The organism is Streptomyces sp. CB02980 (assembly GCF_014451325.2).
In the GTDB taxonomy this organism is placed as follows: domain Bacteria; phylum Actinomycetota; class Actinomycetes; order Streptomycetales; family Streptomycetaceae; genus Streptomyces.
This window is the reverse complement of record NZ_JACSCH020000011.1, coordinates 224857-244787: the sequence shown is the minus strand read 5'-3', so window position 1 is coordinate 244787 and position 19931 is coordinate 224857. Positions and strand designations below refer to the sequence as shown.

Sequence of the window (19931 nt, the reverse complement as noted above, 5' to 3'; positions counted from 1 at the left end):
GCCCATGCGCAGCTACAACCCGGACCTGACGCCCCCCTGGAAGCGCTCGGCACCCGTTCCCGAGGTCCCGGCCGACCGTGATCTGGTCGTCGAGGAGGTCACGACGGGCTTCTGCGGGGCGGTGATCCGCTGCGAGGCGGGCACGGTGACCCTGGAGGACCGTTTCGGCAAGCACCGCGTGTTCCCGCTGGATCCGCGCGGCTTCCTCCTGGAGGGCCGGGTGGTGACCCTGATCCGCCCGTCAACCCATCCCACCCGCCCCACCCGTACGGCGTCGGGCTCCGTGGCGGTCCCGGGGGCGCGGGCCCGGGTGGCGCGCGCGGGCCGGATCTACGTGGAGGGCCGCCACGACGCGGAGTTGGTGGAGCGGGTCTGGGGCGACGACCTCCGCATCGAGGGCGTGGTCGTGGAGTACCTGGAGGGCGTCGACGACCTCCCCTCGATCGTCACGGAGTTCGCCCCCGCGCCGGACGCCCGCCTGGGCGTCCTGGTGGACCACCTGGTCCCGGGTTCGAAGGAGTCGAGGATCGCCGCCCAGGTGACCTCGCCGGACGTGCTGGTCGTCGGCCACCCGTACATCGACATCTGGGAGGCGGTGAAACCGGCGTCGGTGGGCATCCGGGCCTGGCCGCGGGTCCCCAGGGGCCAGGACTGGAAGACGGGCGTGTGCGAGGCCCTGGGCTGGCCGCCGAACACGGGCGCGGCCTGGCAGCACATCCTGTCGAGGGTGACGACGTACAAGGACCTGGAACCGGAGCTGCTGGGCCGGGTGGAGGAACTGATCGACTTCGTGACGGCGCCGTAGGGCCTTCCGCCCCGACCGCGCCGTGGGGCGTTCCGCCCCCCCCACTCGCCCCCGTGGGAACGGGGGTGCCGGGGCGGGGCGCGGTCGGGTAGCGTGCGCGGCATGTCGAGCCCCGAGTCGGACACGTCGGGGGCTTTCGGTCACGCCGTCAGCCCCCTGGACCCCCGAGTTCTCACGGACCACTGAGTTCACTTCGTACGGCCCCCCGCGGCCGTACGGACCACTGGGTTCGAAGTCCTGCCACCCTGCCGTCCCGCCGCCCTCCGCGGCCGGACGCGTGGGCCCGTGGGTGCTGACCGCGGTGACGAGATGCCTCTGTCGTCATTTCCTCACCCCGGAGCCACTCGATGCCCCTCCCGCTCCTTCTGCTCGCCCTGGCGGCCTTCGCCATGGGCACCTCCGAATTCATGCTCGCCGGCCTTGTGCCGGACATCGCCTCCGACCTCGGCGTCACGGTCGGCAGCGCGGGTCTGCTCACCTCGGCCTTCGCCGTCGGAATGATCGTCGGCGCGCCGCTCCTGGCCGCGCTCGCCCGCGCCTGGCCGGTACGGGCGAGCCTGCTCGGGTTCGTCCTCGTGTTCTCGGCGGCGCACGTCCTGGGCGCCGTCACCAGCAGCTTCACCGTCCTGTTCGCGACCAGGGTGGTCGCGGCCCTCGCGAACGCCGGGTTCCTCGCCGTTGCCCTGACCACCGCCACCCGGCTCGTGCCGCCGGACCGGAAGGGGCGCGCGCTGGCCGTTCTGCTGTCGGGCACGACGCTGGCCACCATCGCCGGAGTCCCCGCGGGATCGCTGCTCGGCACGCTGCTCGACTGGCGGGCCACGTTCTGGGCCGTCGCCGCCCTCTGCGTGCCCGCGGCCCTCGGCGTGCTCCGGGGAATCCCGGCGCGGCCCGCGCGGGAGGGCACGGCCGAGGGGCCGGACCTGCGCGCGGAGCTGGCGCGGCTCAGGCATCCGCGGCTGCTCCTGGTGATGCTGCTGGGCGCCCTGGTGAACGCCGCGACCTTCGCGAGCTTCACCTTCCTGGCGCCCGTCGTGACCGGTTCCGCCGGTCTTGGCGAGCTGTGGGTTCCGGTCGCCCTGGTCCTCTTCGGGCTCGGCTCCTTCGCCGGGATCACCCTGGCGGGGCGGTGGTCCGACCGGTACCCGGGCCTGGTCGTCGCGGTCGGCGGTCCGCTGCTGCTCCTCGGCTGGCCGGCCCTGGCCGTGCTGGCCGAGGAGCCGGCCGCGCTGCTCACCCTCGTGTTCACGCAGGGCATGGCGTCGTTCGCGCTGGGCGGCACGCTGATCGCGCGGGTCCTCTACGAGGCCGCGGGAGCCCCCACCATGGCCGGCTCCTACGCGACCGCCGCGCTCAACGCCGGGGCCGCCACCGGACCGCTCGTCGCCGCCCTCGCCCTCCGGACCGGAGCGGGCACACTCGGCCCGCTGTGGGCGAGCGGCCTCCTCGTCGTGGGCGCACTGCTCATCGCCCTGCCGTCACGCAGGGTGCTCTCCGCCGCCCAGGCCACCCGGACAGGCCCGAACGGACCAGGCACAGGCCCTGGCGACGTCCTGCCGGTCAGGCCGCGAGCCCGGCCTGACCGGCAGGAAACCCCCTAGGAGGTGGCTTGCCGATCAGGCCGGGCTCGTCGGCAGGACATCCCTAGTCCACGAGGTCCCGCACCACCGCGTCCGCGAGCAGCCGTCCGCGCAGGGTCAGAACCGCCCGCCCCGCGGCGTACGGCCCGTCGTCGAGCAGCCCGTCGGCGAGGGCCTTGCGGGAGGCCGCGAGGCCCGCCGGCTTGAGGAGGGACAGCTCGACGCCCTCCTTGAGCCGCAGCTCCAGGAGCACGCGCTCGACTCTCCGGTCCTCCTCGGAGAGCAGCTCCCGTCCGGCCCCCGGCGACTTCCCGGCGGCCAGCGCGGCGGCGTACGCACCGGGATGCTTCACGTTCCACCAGCGGACGCCGCCGACGTGGCTGTGGGCGCCGGGGCCCGCGCCCCACCAGTCGGCCCCCCGCCAGTACAGCTCGTTGTGGAGGCAGCGCCCGGCCTCGGAGGTGGCCCAGTTGGAGACCTCGTACCACTCGAAGCCGGCCCTGGAGAAGACGTCCTCGGCGATCAGGTACCGGTCGGCGTGGACGTCGTCGTCGGTCATGGGGACCTCGCCGCGCCGAATGCGCCGCGCCAGCTGCGTACCCTCCTCGACGATCAGCGCGTAGGCGCTGATGTGGTCGGGCCCGGCGCCGATGGCCGCGTCGAGCGAGGCCCGCCAGTCGTCGTCGGTCTCGCCGGGGGTGCCGTAGATCAGGTCGAGGTTGACGTGCTCGAACCCGGCGGCCCGCGCCTCACCGACGCAGGCCTCGGGGCGGCCCGGGGTGTGCGTCCGGTCGAGGATCTTCAGGACGTGCTGCTTGGCGCTCTGCATGCCGAAGGAGATCCGGTTGAAGCCGCCGGCCCGCAGCTCCGCCAGATAGGCCGGGTTCACGGAGTCGGGGTTCGCCTCGGTCGTCACCTCGGCGTCGTCGGCGAGCCCGAACTCCTCGCGGACGGCACCCAGCATCCGTACGAGATCAGCGGCGGCGAGCAGCGTGGGCGTACCGCCGCCCACGAAGACGGTCCGCACCGGCCGCGGATCGTCGCCGAGCACCTTCCGGGCGAGCCGGATCTCCTCGACGACCTGCTCGGCGTAGTTGTCCCGGGAGGCGAGCACGCCACCGGTCCCCCGCAGCTCACTGGCCGTGTAGGTGTTGAAGTCGCAGTACCCGCAGCGCGTCGCGCAGTACGGCACGTGCAGATAGAACCCGAGCGGCCGCTCCCCCGCCCCTTCGAGGGCGTGCGGGGGCAGCGCCCCGTCGTCGGGAACGGACTCACCATCGGGCAGTACGGAAGGCATGAGCCCCATTGTCCCGTACTGCCCGAGGTGAACGCCCGGCCTGTGGACAACCTCTCCACAGGGGCGAGGGTCGGGTCCACGGCGGCGAGGGTCAGGACTCCCGCGACCCCGCGTACATCTCCTCGATGAGCGCCTTGTACTCGCGCTCCACCACCGGCCGCTTCAGCTTCAGGGACGGGGTCAGTTCGCCGTGTTCGATGTCGAGGTCGCGCGGCAGCAGGCGGAACTTCTTGATCGTCTGCCAGCGCTGGAGGCCCTCGTTGAGCCGGTCGACGTAGCCCTGGACCATCGCCACGGTCTGCGGGGCGGCGACGACCTCGGCGTACGACTTGCCCGCGAGGTCGTGCTCGGCGGCCCAGCCGAGGAGGGTGGGCTCGTCGAGCGCGATCAGCGCGGTGCAGAAGTTCCGGTCGGCACCGTGGACGAGGATGTTCGAGACGAACGGGCAGACGGCCTTGAAGTGGCCCTCGACCTCGGCCGGCGCGATGTACTTGCCGCCGGACGTCTTGATCAGGTCCTTCTTGCGGTCGGTGATCCGCAGGTACCCGTCGGGCGACAGCTCGCCGATGTCACCGGTGTGGAACCAGCCGTCGGACTCCAGGACCTCGTTCGTCTTCTCCGGCAGGCCGTGGTAGCCCTCCATGACGCCGGGGCCGCGGAGCAGGATCTCGCCGTCGTCGGCGATCCTGACCTCGGTGCCGGGGAGCGGCTTGCCGACGGTGCCGGTGCGGTAGGCCTCGCCCGGGTTGACGAAGGAGGCGGCGGACGTCTCGGTGAGTCCGTAGCCCTCCAGGATGTGGATGCCGGCGCCGGCGAAGAAGTAGCCGATCTCGGGGGCGAGCGCGGCGGATCCGGAGACGCACGCGCGCAGGTTGCCGCCGAAGGCCTCACGGATCTTGGCGTAGACGAGGGCGTCGGCGACCTTGTGCTTGGCGGTGAGGCCGAAGGGCACGGAGGCGGTCCCGGTGCGGCGGAAGTTGTCCTGGCTGGCCTTGGCGTACTCGCGGGAGACGCCGGCCGCCCACTGGAAGATCTTGTACTTGGCTCCGCCGGCGGCGCGGGCCTTGGCGGCGACGCCGTTGTAGACCTTCTCGAAGATGCGGGGGACGGCCGCCATGTAGGTCGGCTGGACGACCGGCAGGTTCTCGATGATCTTGTCGACGCGGCCGTCGACGGCGGTGACGTGCCCGACCTCGATCTGGCCCGAGGTGAGGACCTTGCCGAAGACGTGGGCGAGCGGCAGCCACAGGTACTGGACGTCGACCTGGGTGACGAGACCGGTGGCGGCGATGGCCTTGGCCATGTACGACCAGTTGTCGTGCGGGAGGCGGACGCCCTTGGGGCGGCCCGTGGTGCCCGAGGTGTAGATGAGGGTGGCGAGCTGCGTGGCGGTGATCGCCGCGACCCGCTCCTTGACGGCCTCGGGGTGCTTCTCCAGGTAGCCCTTTCCGCGCGCCTCCAGCTCGGCGAGGGTGAGGACGAACTCGCCGTCGCTCTCCACCCCGGTGGCGTCGATGACGACGACATGGCGGAGGTTCGGCAGGTCGGCGCGGCGCTCGACGGCCTTCGCGAGCTGGGCCGCGTCCTCGGCGATGAGGACCCGCGACTCGGAGTCGGAGAGGATGAACGCCGACTCCTCGGCGTTGGTCTGCGGGTAGACCGTGGTGGTCGCGGCGCCCGCGCACATGACACCGAGGTCGGCGAGGATCCACTCGACCCGGGTGGAGGAGGCGAGGGCGACCCGCTCCTCGGACTCGACACCGAGGTCGGCGAGGCCGGCGGCGATCGCGTAGACCCGCTCGGCGGCCTGCCCCCAGCTGAGCGACTTCCAGTCGTCCGGGCCGGCGCCGGAGGCGGCGGGCACCGGATAGCGGTAAGCCTCCGCATCCGGAGTCCGCTCGACGCGCTCAAGGAAGAGGGTCGCCACGGAGGGCGGCCGATTCTCGATCTGGGTCTGTGTGTCGCTCACGACGTCCTCCGGGCGGCGGCGGTGCCTTCTGGTGGTTCGTAACTAACTGGCGAGTAACCTTCGAGCCGGGATCAGAGTAAAGGCCCGAGGTCCGGCGCGTAAGGGCCTACGGGGCGCCGCTTGATAACGAACGGGCCCACGCGCACTCGGCACGTGGACCCGTCGTTTCCCCAGGACAGCGATGTACGGCTCGTCCCGGTTACTTCTTCTTGCCGGAGGACTCGTCGCTGGAGAGGACGGCGATGAAGGCCTCCTGCGGCACCTCCACCGAGCCGACCATCTTCATGCGCTTCTTGCCTTCCTTCTGCTTCTCCAGCAGCTTCCGCTTACGGGAGATGTCACCGCCGTAGCACTTGGCGAGGACGTCCTTGCGGATGGCGCGGATGGTCTCCCGGGCGATGACCCGGGAGCCGATCGCGGCCTGGATCGGCACCTCGAAGGCCTGCCGGGGGATGAGCTCGCGCAGCTTGGCGACGAGCCGCACACCGTAGGCGTACGCGGCGTCCTTGTGGGTGACGGCGGAGAAGGCGTCGACCTTGTCGCCGTGCAGCAGGATGTCGACCTTGACCAGGCTGGAGGCCTGCTCGCCGGTGGGCTCGTAGTCGAGGGAGGCGTAACCGCGCGTCTTGGACTTCAGCTGGTCGAAGAAGTCGAAGACGATCTCGGCGAGGGGCAGGGTGTAGCGGATCTCGACCCGGTCCTCGGAGAGGTAGTCCATGCCGATCAGCGTGCCGCGACGGGTCTGGCACAGCTCCATGATCGCGCCGATGAACTCACTGGGGGCGAGGATCGTGGCGCGTACGACGGGCTCGTACACGTCGTCGATCTTGCCCTCGGGGAACTCGCTCGGGTTGGTGACCGTGTGCTCGCTGCCGTCCTCCATGACCACGCGGTAGACCACGTTGGGGGCGGTGGCGATGAGGTCGAGCCCGAACTCGCGCTCGAGCCGCTCACGGATCACGTCGAGGTGGAGGAGCCCCAGGAAGCCGACGCGGAAGCCGAAGCCCAGCGCGGCGGAGGTCTCCGGCTCGTAGACCAGCGCGGCGTCGTTGAGCTGCAGCTTGTCGAGGGCCTCGCGGAGGTCCGGGTACTCCGAGCCGTCCAGCGGGTAGAGGCCCGAGAACACCATCGGCTTCGGGTCCTTGTAACCGCCGAGGGCCTGGGTGGCGCCCTTGTGCAGGGAGGTGATCGTGTCACCGACCTTGGACTGGCGGACGTCCTTCACACCGGTGATGAGGTAGCCCACCTCACCGACGCCGAGACCGTCGGAAGGCGTCATCTCCGGAGACGAGACACCGATCTCGAGCAGCTCGTGGGTGGCACCGGTCGACATCATCTTGATGCGCTCGCGCTTGTTGAGCTGGCCGTCGACCACTCGTACATAGGTCACGACACCCCGGTACGAGTCGTACACGGAGTCGAAGATCATCGCGCGGGCGGGCGCGTCGGCGACACCGACCGGGGCGGGAACGTCCCGGACGACCCGGTCGAGCAGCGCGTCGACACCGACACCGGTCTTCGCGGAGACCTTGAGGACGTCCTCCGGCTGGCAGCCGATGAGATTGGCCAGCTCCTCGGAGAACTTCTCCGGCTGGGCGGCCGGCAGGTCGATCTTGTTCAGCACGGGAACGATCGTGAGGTCGTTCTCCATGGCCAGGTAGAGGTTGGCCAGCGTCTGCGCCTCGATGCCCTGCGCCGCGTCGACCAGCAGGACCGTGCCCTCACAGGCCGCGAGCGAACGCGAGACCTCGTACGTGAAGTCGACGTGCCCGGGAGTGTCGATCATGTTCAGGATGTGCGTGCTGCCCTGACCCGGCCCCTCGGTCGGCGCCCACGGCAGCCGGACCGCCTGGGACTTGATCGTGATGCCGCGCTCCCGCTCGATGTCCATGCGGTCGAGGTACTGGGCACGCATCTGCCGCTGGTCGACCACACCGGTCAGCTGGAGCATCCGGTCGGCGAGCGTGGACTTGCCGTGGTCGATGTGCGCGATGATGCAGAAGTTGCGGATCAGAGCCGGGTCGGTACGGCTCGGCTCGGGCACGTTGGTAGGAGTCGCGGGCACGCAGGGTCTCGTCTCGGGGCGATGTCGGATCGATACGTAGGCTCCATGGTCCCATGCCCGTCGCCCTGCGCCCGGTTTGGGCGGGCACGAGAGTGGCTGATACCGTGGACAGCTGTGTCTCGTGTGCCCTCTCAGCCTGCGAGACGCATCCAGAAGGAACATCGAACCTGTAAAGGCTCTTTTCGTGGCGAACATCAAGTCCCAGATCAAGCGGAACAAGACGAACGAGAAGGCGCGCCTGCGCAACAAGGCCGTCAAGTCCTCGCTCAAGACCGCGATCCGCAAGGCCCGCGAGGCCGTCGCCGCGGGTGACGTCGAGAAGGCCACCGTGGCTTCCCGCGCCGCCTCCCGCGCGCTCGACAAGGCTGTCTCGAAGGGCGTCATCCACAAGAACGCCGCCGCCAACAAGAAGTCGGCGCTGGCCACCAAGGTTGCCGCTCTCCAGGGCTGAGCTCTGATGTAACGGCCGCACGGGACCCAGCGGGCCCTCTCTCCCGCTCCCACCCGGCCACCCAGGACTCGCACGCGGACGCGTTCGCCACGCGGGTGCGAGCCCACCAGCTCAACACCAAAGGCCCCACCACCTCCTTCCCCAGGAGGGCTGGGGCCTTTGGCGTACGTACGTACGTACGGGTTGGGCGACGGGGCAGCCCGGGAAACGGGTCGGGGACGGAGCCCTTGCAGGGTCCGAGGGCACAGCCCCAGGCGGGGCTGGGGGGCGGAGCCCCAATCGGCCTGGGGCGAGCCACACACGGGCCGGGGGCGGAGCCCTTGCAGGGTCCGCGGGCCGACGGCCCTAGGCGGGGTGCGGGGCCTACGGCCCCGGGGCCAGGGGCGCGGCCGCGAGAGGGCCCAGGGAGCAGAGCCCCAGGCGGAGTGCTGGGCGCAGCCCCAGGCGGGTCCAGAGGTCGAGCCCCAGACGGGGCGCGGGCACAGCCGCGAACGGGGGGCGGGGGCGGTGCCCCAGGCGGGACCCCGGGGCGCAGCCCCGAGGGGGTCCAGGGGCGCAGCCCCAGGCACCCCGGGGCGCAGCCCCGAGGGGGTCCAGGGGCGCAGCCCCAGGCAGGGTCCGGGGCGGAGCCCCGAGGGGGGTTCGGGGGCGCAGCCCCAGGCAGGGTCCGGGGCGCAGCCCCGAGGGGGTCCAGGGGCGCAGCCCCAGGCAGGGTCCGGGGCGCAGCCCCGAGGGGGGTTCGGGGGCGCAGCCCCCGGAGCTCTCTCCCCCGCCCACCACCAGCCCCCGGCAGGGTTTCGGGAAGGGGTGGGGTGGGGGAATCCGCCCTGGCACCAGCCACCAACCGCCCCGCACCCACACCACACGCACAACCGGCCCCCCGGCCACGGCCACGGCACGCACCGGCACGGCACGGCACGCCACCGGCACCGGCACCGCACAGGCCAAGCCCGCCCCACCGCCCCCAACCCCCAACCGCTACCCGCCCCGCCGCATCCTCGCCGCCCGAGCCACCGCGACCACCGCCTTCTCCAGGGCGTACTCCGGGTCGTCCCCGCCGCCCTTCACCCCCGCGTCCGCCTCCGCGATCGCCCGCAGCGCGAGCGACACCCCGTCGGGGGTCCAGCCCCGCATCTGCTGCCGTACGCGGTCGATCTTCCACGGCGGCATACCCAGCTCCCGCGCCAGATCCGCAGGCCGCCCACCCCGCGCCGACGACAGCTTGCCGATCGCCCGTACGCCCTGCGCCAACGCGCTCGTGACGAGCACCGGCGCGACCCCGGTCGAGAGCGACCACCGCAGGGCCTCGAGGGCCTCCGCCGCACGTCCCTCCACCGCGCGGTCCGCGATGTTGAAGGAGGAGGCCTCGGCGCGGCCCGTGTAGTAGCGCCCGACGACGGCCTCGTCGATCGTCCCGTCCACGTCGGACGTGAGCTGCGCGACCGCGGACGCGAGCTCCCGCAGATCGCTGCCGATGGAGTCGACGATTGCCTGGCAGGCCTCGGGCGTGGCCGAACGCCCCAGCGTCCGGAACTCCTGCCGCACGAACGTCAGCCGTTCCGCCGGCTTCGTCGTCTTCGGGCAGGCCACCTCCCGCGCCCCCGCCTTGCGCGCCGCGTCGAGCAGCCCCTTGCCCTTGGCGCCGCCGGCGTGGAGCAGGACGAGCGAGATGTCCTCGATCGGGTCGTCGAGATACGCCTTGACGTCCTTGATCGTGTCGGCGGACAGATCGTGGGCGTTCCGCACGACCAGCACCTTGCGCTCGGCGAAGAGCGAGGGGCTGGTGAGCTCCGCCAGCGAGCCGGGCTGGAGCTGGTCGGGCGCGAGGTCGCGCACGTCCGTGTCGGCGTCGGCGGCACGCGCGGCCGCCACCACCGCCTGGACGACACGGTCGAGGAGCAGGTCCTCCTGCCCCACGGCGAGCGTCACGGGGCCGAGGAGGTCGTCGGGGGAAGTCTTTCTGGTGGCCATCGCGGTCCAGCATCCCACGGACCACTGACAGGACGGCGATGCCCGAGAATGACGGGGTGAGTGAACGACACGTACTGGTACTCCCCGACCGCGACGCCGCCGAGGAGGTCGCCGGGGAACTCCCCGACCGCTTCGGCGTCGCCGAGGAACCGCAGCTCGTACGGGACTCCCTGGCCGGGGAGGACGACGCCGAGGACGCCCAGTGGCTGGTGGTCGTCGAGGACCCGGACGGCCGGCTCGACCCGACGGCACTGGACTCCCTGGCGGCGGAGTACGAGGGCTGGCTGGAAGCCCCATAGGCCCGACCTACGTCCCGCCGCCGGGCCAACCCCCGGGGCGAACCCTCAGCCCCGCCCCGCCTTGGGCACGATCTGCACATCCAGATCGATGCTGATGCTCGACCCCACCGCCGCGATCCCCCGCGCCAGCAACGTCTGCCAGGTGAGCGTGAAGTCCTCCCGGTGCAGTTCGGTGGTGGCCCGGCAGGCGCACCGGGTCTCGCCCTCAAGACCGCTCCCGAGGCCCAGGTACTGGGTGTCGAGGGTGACCGTGCGGCTCACCCCGTGGAGGGTGAGCGCCCCGGTGACGGCCCAACGGCTGCCGCCCTTGTGTGTGAAGCGCTCGCTGAAGAACTCCAGCGTCGGGTACGCGCCGACGTCGAGGAAGTCGCCGGACCGCAGATGGTCGTCGCGCATCTGCACCCCGGTGTCGATGGAGGCCGCGTCGATGACGACGTGCATCGCGGAGCGCTCCACGCGGTCACCGATCCGGACCGCGCCGGCGAAGCTGTTGAACCGGCCGTGGATCCGCGCGAGCCCGATGTGACGTGCGGTGAAACCGATCTGGGAGTGCGTCGGGTCGATCTCCCAGTCGCCGGGCTCGGGAAGCTGGGGCTGCGGGGCGATCTGGAGCAGCACGTCGTCGAGACCGGTGTGGCCGCCCTCGGTGACGACGACCCTGCCGTGGTGCGGCGTGTAGCCCTCGGCGGTGACCGCGAGCCGGTACTCGCCCGCCGGCACGGTCGCGAGCGCCGTGCCGTACGGGTCGGTCTCGCCGGCGATCACCTTGCGCCCGGCGGCGTCGCTGAGGACGAACTCGGCCTGCCGGACCGGTTCGTGCACGGGGTCGAGCACCCGGCAGCTCAGCATCCCGGCCGAGGCGGGAACGGTGAGACCGGCGAGCGGGCCGCCTCGCACGGCGCCCGCCCCACGCTTCCCGAAGAGACGATCGAACATTCTTCACGCACCCCCGTGCGACTCGTTCACTATGCAACGAAGTCGCATTCGATCACCGCTGGGGCGTTCGACGCAAACCGGGCACTAGGTGAGCAAGCGTTACCGAGGGTTCGAATCGGAAATTCCGCCGCGAACGACCGGCAGCACGTCGAGCTCGATCCCGAACAGATCCCGGTACGCGCCCCTCACCTCGTCCTCACCCTCGAGGATCCGCTCGTCGCGCTCACCCTTGGCCCTCGTGATCAGCTTCCGGTCGCTGAGGGTGATCCGGCCCTCCTCCGTGAGAAGGGAGCAGACGAGACTGTGCGGGAAGTGCGAGTCGGGCGAGGTCCGGTGGTACCAGGCACCGGCCGTGAAGTCCCCGAGCCGACGCGGCCGGAGCTCCATCCGGTACTGCGGCTTCCCGTCCCGCAACACGTCCACGTCACCCTCGGCCGTGTCCACGAGCCGGAAGACACCACCCGGATCCGCCTGGTCACCGCGGTCTTCGAAGCGGAGCGGGAAGTGGCCGTGGTCACCGAAGCCGACGTCGGCGAGCCACCGCTCCCCGTCCGCCGTCTCCACGAGCAGCGCCATGTGGTCGTACGCGATGCCCAGTTTCCCCTCCGGCCCGAAGACCCGCGCCTGGAGCAGCGACACCCGGTAGCCGAGCCCCCGCAGCAGAACGGCGAACGCCGTGTTGACCTCGTAGCAGAACCCTCCCCGGTGCGCGCCGATCACCTTGTCGAGCAGCGCCTTCTCCTCCAGGACGATGTCCTCGCCGAGGTGGATCGAGAGGTTCTCGAACGGCACGGTCCGCAGATGACGCAGATGCAGATCGCGCAGGGCCTCGGCGTCCGCACGGTCCGGCCGCTCCGCGCCGATGCGCCGCAGATAGGCCCGGACGTCCCCCGGCGTGGGAGCGAAGGGCTCGGAGGGAACGGGAGACCCGGAGGGAACGGGAGACCCGGAAGGAACGGGGGGTTCGGAGGGAACGGGGGAATCGGAGGGAACGGGAGCCGTCGGTCGCGTCGTCATGTCGCCAGTCTGCCCGGTCAGCCCTGCCCTGCCCCCGGCTGTCCGACCGGCTCCGACTCCTCTTTCGGAGAGGGTAGTTCCCGCATCCGCGGCAGCGGCGAGGGCAGCACCCACAGCACGGCGAAGACGGCCCCGACGGTGGCGATCCAGAGCGTCGGGCGCAGCCCGATCGAGGTGCCGAGGAGACCGCCGACGAGCGCGCCGAGCGGACGGAAGCCGTGGTTGAGCGTCCGGAAGGCGCCCATGACCCGGGCCCGCACGGCGTCGGGTATCAGCGCCATCTGGAACGATCCCGCCGCGATGTCGACGATCATCACGCCGACGCAGGAGAGGAACTCGGCCACGAACAGCACGAAGACCACGAGCGCCGGCGGACCGTCGGCCAGGGGTATCAGGACCAGGGGCAGGGTGAATCCGAGGAAGCCGGCGACGAGCGAGCCCCCGATGCCGATCCGTCGGACGACCGCCCCGCTGACCACCGCACCGAGGAGACCGCCCACGGCTCCCGCTCCGAGGATCAGGCCGAGCAGTCCGGCACCGAGGCCGAGTTCGGTGGTCACGTAGAGCACGAAGAGGGTGTGGAACATGTAGTTGAAGAACTGGACCGTGCCGGAGGCGGCGAACAGCGCCCGCATCGAGCGCTCCCGGACCACCCAGCGCAGCCCCTCGGTGAAGTGCCCCTTGGCCACGGGGGCCGGCGGGGGCTCGACCGGCTTGATCCGGGCCAGGTACCCGGCCGACACGAGATAGGTCAGGGCGTCCGCGACCAGCGCGAAGGGGGCGGTGAGGAACTGCACGAGCAGCCCGCCGATCCCGGGTCCCGCCAGCCAGGCCGTCGAACGGCTGCCGTTCACCAGCGAGTTCGCCTGCACATAGCGCTCGGTGGGCACGAGCGCCACGAAGAGCGTGGTGTTGCAGACCTCGAAGAGCACGGTGAGCGCGCCGATCCCGAAGGCCACCACGTACAGCTGGGTGAGCGTCAGCACGTCGAGCACATGGGCCACGGGAAGGGTCAGGACCAGCGCCGCCCGTCCGAAGTCGGCCGCGATCATCGCCCGTCTGCGACTGGTCTGCCGGTCGGCCCAGGCGCCGAACGGCAGGTTGAGCAGGAGCGCGGGCAGGAGTTCGGCGGCCTTGAGCCAGCCCATCGCCGCGGCGTCGGCGCCGAGGACGAGGACGGCGGCGAGCGGGATCGCCATGAGGGATATCTGGTCCCCGGCGAGGGAGATGGTCTGCCCGGTCCAGTAGCGGCGGAAGGTCCGCTCGCGCAGCAGCGCCGGTACGCGTTCGACGAGAGCCATCCCGCTCACTCCTTCTCGCTGTCGGGGACGTCCAGATCCAGGTAGGCGATCCGCAGGACACTGACGGGCCTGGCGCCCTCCGGGCGGAGGGACGGGTCGGAGGCCCGCACCTCGTAGGGCCGGAGCAGCGCGCCGATGCGCGCTCCGAGGTCGGCCAGCTCCTCGTGGGTGAGATGGAGCAGCGAGTCGCCGAACTGCTCGGCCTCCTGCCACTCCTTCGGCAGCCGGTGCCGGTTCGCCATGGCCCGGGCGACCCGCTCGAAGTACCGCTCGGCGACGGCGACGCTCAGCGCGTCGGCCGCCTGGGCGATCGACGGGTCCTCGCTGTACTCCGGCCACTCCGTGTACTGGGCCGTGGCCTGCCAGGGCTTCTCCCGCCCCCGGCCGCCCTGCGCCTCCTCCACGAGCCCGTACTTGGCGAGTATCCGCAGGTGGTAGGAGCAGCTGGCCACGGACTCGCCGGTCAGTTCGGCGGCCCGGGTGGCGGTGAAGGGGCCGCTGCTGCGCAGCATCCCCACCAGCGACATCCGCAGGGGGTGAGCGTAGGCGCGCAGGGCTCGCGGGTCGGTGAGTCGGATACTGCGGGGCTGCTGGCCCTCGGGCTGCGGGTCGATGATCTCCTCCGGCATGATGAAAAGATATCTTTAGAAAGATTTCTTTACAAGCATTCTCTCCGTCGGCGGTCACCCTCCCCCCGGTACGGCCGCCAGCCCCGGCCCCGCCCCGACGACCGCGATCGCCCCGTCGCGGTCCGTCCGCAGCACCCGCGCCCCACCGGCCCGCAACGACTCCACCGTCCGGGGCGAGGGATGCCCGTACGGGTTGTCGCGCCCCGCCGACACCAGCGCGAGCCGCGGCCGTACGGCCCGTATCAGCCCCGGGTCCTGATGCGCGGAGCCGTGGTGGGCGACCTTGAGCACGTCCACCGGCGCGAGCCCCGGATGAGCCCGCAGCAGCCCCCGCTGGGCCGGCGGCTCCAGATCACCGAGCAGCAGCAACGTCAGCCCACCGGCGGCCCTGACGAGCAGCGCGACACTGGCGTCGTTCGCCCCACCGGAGCCCGCCGCCGCTCGCCCTCTCCCCACCGCCCCTCTCCCCACCGCCCCACCATCTGCCGCCCCACCACCTGCCGTCGGCCAGAGCACGGTCCACTCCAGCTCGCCGATCCTGCGTCGCTCGCCCGGCCCCGCACGGATCAGCGGCACCCGCGCCGCCGCCGCCGTCCGCCGTACGAACGCCGCCTGGGCCGGCGGCTCCTCAAGACCCGTCGTCTGGATCGCGCCCACCGACCGCCCCCGCAACACCCCCGGCAACCCGGCCACATGGTCCGCGTGGAAGTGCGTCAGCACCAGCAACGGCACCCTGCGCACCCCGAGTTCCCGCAGACACCGGTCCACCGGTACGGGGTCGGGGCCCGCGTCCACCACAACGGCCGCGTCCCCGCCCGCCGCGAGGACCGTCGCATCCCCCTGCCCCACCTGACACATCGCGAACACCCAGCCCCGCGGCGGCCATCCGGTGGCCCACCGCGTCAGCGGCACCGGCCGCACCACCACGAGCAGCAGCAGTACGACGACGAGCCCGGCGACCGGCCCCCGGTACGGCAGCCTGCGCGCCGCGAGAACCACCACCGCGGTCACCAGGGCGAGAGCGAACCCGCCCCACCACCCACCGGGCCAGCTCAGCTCCGCCCCCGGCAGCGCGGCGCCCGTACGGGCCACCCGCGCGATCCACCCGGCCGGCCACCCCGCCACCCACGCCAGCCCCTCCGCGGCCGGCATCCAGATCGCCGCCACGGCGAGCGTGGCGAAGCCGAACACCGTCGCGGGCGCCACCGCGAGCTCGGCGAACAGATTCGCCGGGATCGCCACCAGACTCACCCGGGCGGCGAAGACCACCACGACGGGTGCGCACACCGCCTGCGCCGCCAGGGACGCCGCCAACACCTCCGCCAGACGGCCCGGCACCCCGCGCCGCCGCAGCGCCTCGCTCCAGCGTGGCGCCGCCGTCAGAAGGGCTCCGGTGGCGAGGACCGAGAGCAGGAATCCGTAACTCCGCGCGAGCCACGGGTCGTAGAGCACCAGCAGCAGTACCGCGGCAGCCAGCGCGGGGATCAGCGATCTCCGCCGGCCGGTGCCGATCGCGAGCAGCACGACGAACCCGCAGGCCGCGGCGCGCAGCACACTCGGATCGGGCCGGCAGACCACCACGAAGGCAAGCGTCAGCGCTCCCCCGGCCACCGCCGTGACCCGCAGCGACATCCCCAACCTGGGCGCGAGCCCGCCACGTTCCACCTGATGGGCCCGCCCGGGACGGCCGACCAGCAGAAGCAGGACGACGGACAGATTGCTTCCCGAAACGGCAAGCAAGTGGGTGAGGTCGGTGGCCACGAAGGCGTCCCGCAGCTCGGACCCGATCCGTGAGGTGTCCCCGACGACCAGACCGGGCAACAGGGCCCGCGCGTCCGGGTCGAGGCCGTCCGTCGCCCGCCGCAGGCCGGCACGCAGCTCCCCCGCCGTCCGCTGCAGCGCGCTCGGCGGACCGACGATCCGCGGCGGTCCCCCACCGCCGACCTTGAGCACCGCCGCGAAGGGATCGCCGGGACGCGAGGGCGGCGCGAGCCGGGCACCGACCCTCAGCCGCGTGGACGGCAGCAGCCGCAGCCACTCCGCCCGCCCCTCCCCGGGCGGCACGATCAGCAGCACCGGCGCCCTCGTCCGGTGGACCGTCCCGTCCGACCGCTCGGCGCGGGTCACCTCGCCGTCCAGGACGACGGAGACCGGCACCGTCTCACTGCCCCGCACCCGGGGCCGGGTGAGCCGGGGATCCGAGGTCACCGTCACCTCCAGCTGCGCCCGCGCGTACTCCCGCGCCAGGGCCGGTACGGGACCGCGCCGCAGATCCGCCGTATGCAGCCCGGCCGACGCGGCCCCGGCGGCGGCACAGAGCAGGACTCCGGCGAACGCAGTCGCCCGTAACCGCCACCCGGGTGTGCCCCGCCGAGTCGGCGGGTCCGCCGCCGCGATCGCCTCGCCGGGCCAGGCGGTCCCGCCGAGCCAGCGCGCCGCCACAGGCGTCAGAAGGAGACCGCCTCCCACCAGACAGACCACGACTCCCGCCACCGTCCACCACCCGGAGACCCCCACCGCGATCGCCGCCGCCACCCACGCGGCCACCGCGAGCGGGATCAGCCGGAGATCGGCCGGCCCCTCCTCCCAGGAGGGCGCCCTGGCTCCCCGCTCGTCAGCTGTCTCTTCGTCCGCCGTCGCCCCGTCCACCGTCGCCTCGTCCGGCTTCACGGCCGCACCAGCCGTTCGAGTTCGGCGAACCGTCGCTCGCCGATGCCGTTGACCTCCCGCAGCTCCCCGACCGATCGGAAACCGCCGTGCTCCGCACGATGGTCGACGATGTGCCGGGCAAGAACCGGACCGACGCCCGGCAACGTGTCGAGCTGCTCGACCGTGGCCGTGTTGAGGCTCAACGGCACCCCCGGCCCACCCCCACCGGTACCGCCACCGGGGCCCGCTCCGCCGCCGGAGCCAGGACCTGAACCCCCGACCGGCGTCCCCGGCAGCCCGACGAGAACCTGCTCGCCGTCGAACAGCACCCGGGCCCGGTTGAGTCCGGTGAGATCGGCGCCGGGCTTCGCCCCACCCGCGGCCCGCAGGGCGTCCGCCACCCGCGAGCCGGCCGGCAGGGTCAGCACCCCGGGCCTGCGCACCTTGCCCCCGACATCCACGATCACCCGCGCCCCACCCGCGCCAGACCCCGGCCCGGCCCGCGTGGCGGACCCCGCGGGTACAGCGGGTACAGCGGGTACAGCGGGTACGGAGGGTACGGCAGCGACCGGCGCGGCGCGCACGAGCTCCGGAGCCCGCACCGGCTCCGGCCGCCCCGTCCAGAAATAGCCGCCCGCGAGACCCGCGGCCACGACCAGCACCACCGTCAGCGCGGCCAGCGCCCTCGGTTCGAGCCCGATCCGCGTCTGCACCCACACCGGAGTCCGGTCACGCAGCACCGCCGCAAGCCGCGCCCGCACCCCCGGCGGCGAACCCCGATCCCGTACCCCCGACGGAGATCCCCGCTCCTCCGCCACCGGGCCCGCAATCGCGTCCTCCGCCGCAGCCGCCTCCTCCGCTGCCGCTGCTGACGCCGCCGGGAACAGCTCATCCCCTCGCCGCCGTACGACAGCCTCGGGAACCGCCCCGGCCCTCCTCACCCGGGTCCGCCTCCTGACCCGCCCAGGAGCCGCGCCACGCGCCCCTGGGCGGGTCCTGCCGTCGGAGCCCGGCGTCCTGCCGGGACCGCTGGTCGGAGCGCCCGTCGTGACGAGAGCGCCGGAGGACGTCGATGAGATACGTGTACGAAGAGTCATGCGGATGACGGTAGGAATCACCGCCGTGCTGTGCGGGACTCACCCACGTTCCGTGGACAGAGCCCACGCTGTGGACAACTCCGTCACTCCCCCGGGGGATGGACCCGTGTACGGACTCAGCGCGGCGAGACGACCACCGCGAGCAGCCCGGGCCCCGTGTGGGCGCCGATGACCGCTCCCACCTCGCTGACGTGCAGCTCCGCCACACCAGGCACCCGCTCCTTGAGCCGGTCGGCGAGCGCGGCGGCCCGCTCGGGCGCGGAGAGATGGTGGACGGCGATGTCGACGGGTCCGGAGCCGGCGCGCTCCACGGCGATCTCCTCGAGCCGGGCGATGGCCTTCGAGGCCGTCCGCACCTTCTCCCGCAGCTCGATCCGTCCGCCGTCGAGTTCGAGGAGCGGCTTCACCGCGAGCGCGGAGCCGAGCAGCGCCTGCGCCGCCCCGATGCGACCGCCGCGGCGCAGATAGTCCAGGGTGTCGACGTAGAAGTAGGCGGAGGTGCCCGCGGCGCGCTTCTCGGCGGCCGCGACGGCCTCGTCGAGCGATCCCCCGGCCTCGGCGACCTCGGCCGCCGCGAGGGCGCAGAAGCCCAGGGCCATGCCCATCATGCGGGTGTCCACGACCCGCACGGGCACGGGAGCGTCCTTCGCGGCGAGCACGGCCGCGTCGTAGGTCCCGGAGACCTCGGCGGAGAGATGGAGGGAGACGACGCCCTTCGCGCCGGCCTCCGCGGCCTCGCGGTAGGCCTCGGCGAAGATCTCGGGGCTGGGCCGCGAGGTGGTGACGGCGCGCTTCTTCTGCAGGGCCTCGACGAGCGCCTTGGCCGAGACCTCGGTGCCCTCCTCGAGGGCGCGGTCGCCGATGACGACGGTCAGCGGGACCGTGGTGATGGCGTGCCGCTCCCTGGTCTGGCGTGGCAGGTAGGCCGTGGAATCGGTGACGATCGCGACATGCCGGGACATGAGCGGGAGGTTACCCGCCGAGACCGGCGCGCGGCAGCCCGGCCCCCGTCGTGAACGCTCTGACGCCACCGGGCGCCCGTCCCGACCGGCGCCCGGCCGGGCTTCCGCGTCCGCGGTTCCGTCAGGTGGTGGTCTCCGGGCGGGCCGACTTCTCCCAGGGGTAGGAGGTCAGCCGGGGGTCGGGCGCCGTGATCGCGGACGGCTCACCGCCGGCTCCCGGTCGCGAACTCCCGGAGGCGGCACCCTGGCCACCCGGCACCGTGCTCCCTGAAGCCGCCCCGGGAACCGTCCCCGGCGTGCCGGCGGTCCCCGACGTCCCGGTCGTCCCTGAGGTGGTCTCCGGGCCCGTCGTCGTCCAGTGCCGCAGCGCACCCGCCTCGACGTCGATCTGGGCGCTGAGCGACGACAGGTCGTCCTCGGCGAACCTGAGGGCCCGCTCCCGGGCGGCGCGGCGCAGTGCGTCGGCCGAGCTGGTGATCCGCTCGGTCCGTGCGGTGAGCTCGGGGAGCTGTCCGGCCGCCCAGGCCCGGTCGGGCTCCCGCTCGATCCGCTTGAGGTCCTCGTCCAGTTCGAGCCCGTGCGCGCTGAGCCGGTGGAACAGTTCGAGCGACTCCTTCAGCGAGGCGTCCTCGCCGACCCCGGCCTGCAGGGCCTCCTGGGTGGCTCGCATCGAGGTGCGCAGCGAGAGCCTCAGTCGGGCCAGCTCACCCGCCGTCCCGGCCTGGCCGAAGCTCTTGGCCCGCAGCGTGGTGTCCTCGACGGTGCGCCGGGCCTGGTCGATCGTGCGGTCCACGCCGCGCTTGGCGGCCTTGACCGCCTTCACCGTGGCGTAGACCCCCAGCGCCACGAAGGACAAGAAGAGCAGCGCCATGATCGTGATAATCGCGGCTTCCATGTGCGCCC

At 72.5% G+C, this 19931-nt stretch carries 16 protein-coding genes; 4 read left to right on the top strand and 12 right to left on the bottom strand.

What is annotated here, in order from left to right:
- Positions 1-4 precede the first annotated feature (4 nt).
- Complete coding sequence (locus tag E0F75_RS23630; protein ID WP_187624552.1) at positions 5-805, top strand: DUF3097 domain-containing protein; 801 nt, start codon at positions 5-7, stop codon at positions 803-805.
- A 347-nt stretch (positions 806-1152) separates the two neighbouring features.
- Positions 1153-2406, top strand: a complete 1254-nt coding sequence (locus tag E0F75_RS23625) for a Cmx/CmrA family chloramphenicol efflux MFS transporter (RefSeq protein ID WP_187624551.1) — start codon at positions 1153-1155, stop codon at positions 2404-2406.
- Positions 2407-2449: 43 nt separating this feature from the next.
- On the opposite strand, the gene hemW is transcribed toward E0F75_RS23625, so the two are convergent.
- The 3 genes from hemW to lepA all read right to left on the bottom strand — a co-directional run bounded on the left by hemW (position 2450) and on the right by lepA (position 7716).
- Positions 2450-3682, bottom strand: a complete 1233-nt coding sequence (gene hemW, locus E0F75_RS23620; RefSeq protein WP_374115425.1) for a radical SAM family heme chaperone HemW — start codon at positions 3680-3682, stop codon at positions 2450-2452.
- A 91-nt stretch (positions 3683-3773) separates the two neighbouring features.
- Positions 3774-5651 (bottom strand): long-chain fatty acid--CoA ligase, encoded by a 1878-nt coding sequence (locus tag E0F75_RS23615; RefSeq protein WP_187624549.1) that lies wholly within the window; start codon positions 5649-5651, stop codon positions 3774-3776.
- Positions 5652-5850: 199 nt separating this feature from the next.
- A complete protein-coding gene (lepA, locus tag E0F75_RS23610; RefSeq protein ID WP_187624548.1) occupies positions 5851-7716 on the bottom strand; it encodes a translation elongation factor 4 in 1866 nt (621 codons plus the stop codon).
- 184 nt (positions 7717-7900) lie between these two features.
- On the opposite strand from lepA, the gene rpsT reads away from it, so the two are divergent.
- A complete protein-coding gene (gene rpsT / locus E0F75_RS23605; RefSeq protein WP_030317512.1) occupies positions 7901-8167 on the top strand; it encodes a 30S ribosomal protein S20 in 267 nt (88 codons plus the stop codon).
- Positions 8168-9145: 978 nt separating this feature from the next.
- On the opposite strand, the gene holA is transcribed toward rpsT, so the two are convergent.
- Positions 9146-10138 (bottom strand): DNA polymerase III subunit delta, encoded by a 993-nt coding sequence (holA, locus tag E0F75_RS23600; RefSeq protein ID WP_187624547.1) that lies wholly within the window; start codon positions 10136-10138, stop codon positions 9146-9148.
- A 38-nt stretch (positions 10139-10176) separates the two neighbouring features.
- Between holA and E0F75_RS23595 the strand changes: the two genes are divergently transcribed.
- Positions 10177-10437 carry a hypothetical protein gene (locus tag E0F75_RS23595; protein WP_194481545.1) on the top strand — a complete coding sequence of 87 codons (261 nt, stop codon included), beginning with the start codon at positions 10177-10179 and terminating at the stop codon, positions 10435-10437.
- Positions 10438-10482: 45 nt separating this feature from the next.
- Here E0F75_RS23595 and E0F75_RS23590 read toward each other — a convergent pair whose 3' ends face one another.
- The 8 genes from E0F75_RS23590 to E0F75_RS23555 form a co-directional block, all read right to left on the bottom strand.
- Positions 10483-11373, bottom strand: coding sequence for a YceI family protein (locus tag E0F75_RS23590; protein WP_187624546.1), 891 nt, complete (start codon positions 11371-11373; stop codon positions 10483-10485).
- A 99-nt stretch (positions 11374-11472) separates the two neighbouring features.
- Positions 11473-12390: an arylamine N-acetyltransferase gene (locus E0F75_RS23585; protein WP_187624545.1), complete on the bottom strand. Its 918-nt coding sequence runs from the start codon at positions 12388-12390 to the stop codon at positions 11473-11475.
- Positions 12391-12407: 17 nt separating this feature from the next.
- On the bottom strand, positions 12408-13691 hold the full coding sequence (locus tag E0F75_RS23580; RefSeq protein ID WP_194481543.1) for an MFS transporter: 1284 nt from the start codon (positions 13689-13691) through the stop codon (positions 12408-12410).
- Between the two features lie 5 nt (positions 13692-13696).
- Positions 13697-14320, bottom strand: coding sequence for a helix-turn-helix domain-containing protein (locus E0F75_RS23575; protein ID WP_187624543.1), 624 nt, complete (start codon positions 14318-14320; stop codon positions 13697-13699).
- Between the two features lie 54 nt (positions 14321-14374).
- Positions 14375-16990, bottom strand: a complete 2616-nt coding sequence (locus tag E0F75_RS23570; protein WP_374115424.1) for a ComEC/Rec2 family competence protein — start codon at positions 16988-16990, stop codon at positions 14375-14377.
- Positions 16987-18066 (bottom strand): ComEA family DNA-binding protein, encoded by a 1080-nt coding sequence (locus E0F75_RS40745; protein ID WP_187624542.1) that lies wholly within the window; start codon positions 18064-18066, stop codon positions 16987-16989. The genes E0F75_RS23570 and E0F75_RS40745 overlap by 4 nt, the downstream gene beginning before the upstream one ends.
- A 116-nt stretch (positions 18067-18182) precedes the next feature.
- The gene (locus tag E0F75_RS23560; RefSeq protein ID WP_187624541.1) at positions 18183-19028 is read right to left on the bottom strand and encodes a DegV family protein; all 846 of its coding nucleotides are present in this window, start codon (positions 19026-19028) and stop codon (positions 18183-18185) included.
- A gap of 121 nt (positions 19029-19149) precedes the next feature.
- Positions 19150-19923 (bottom strand): hypothetical protein, encoded by a 774-nt coding sequence (locus tag E0F75_RS23555; RefSeq protein ID WP_187624540.1) that lies wholly within the window; start codon positions 19921-19923, stop codon positions 19150-19152.
- Between the last annotated feature and the right edge of the window lie 8 nt (positions 19924-19931).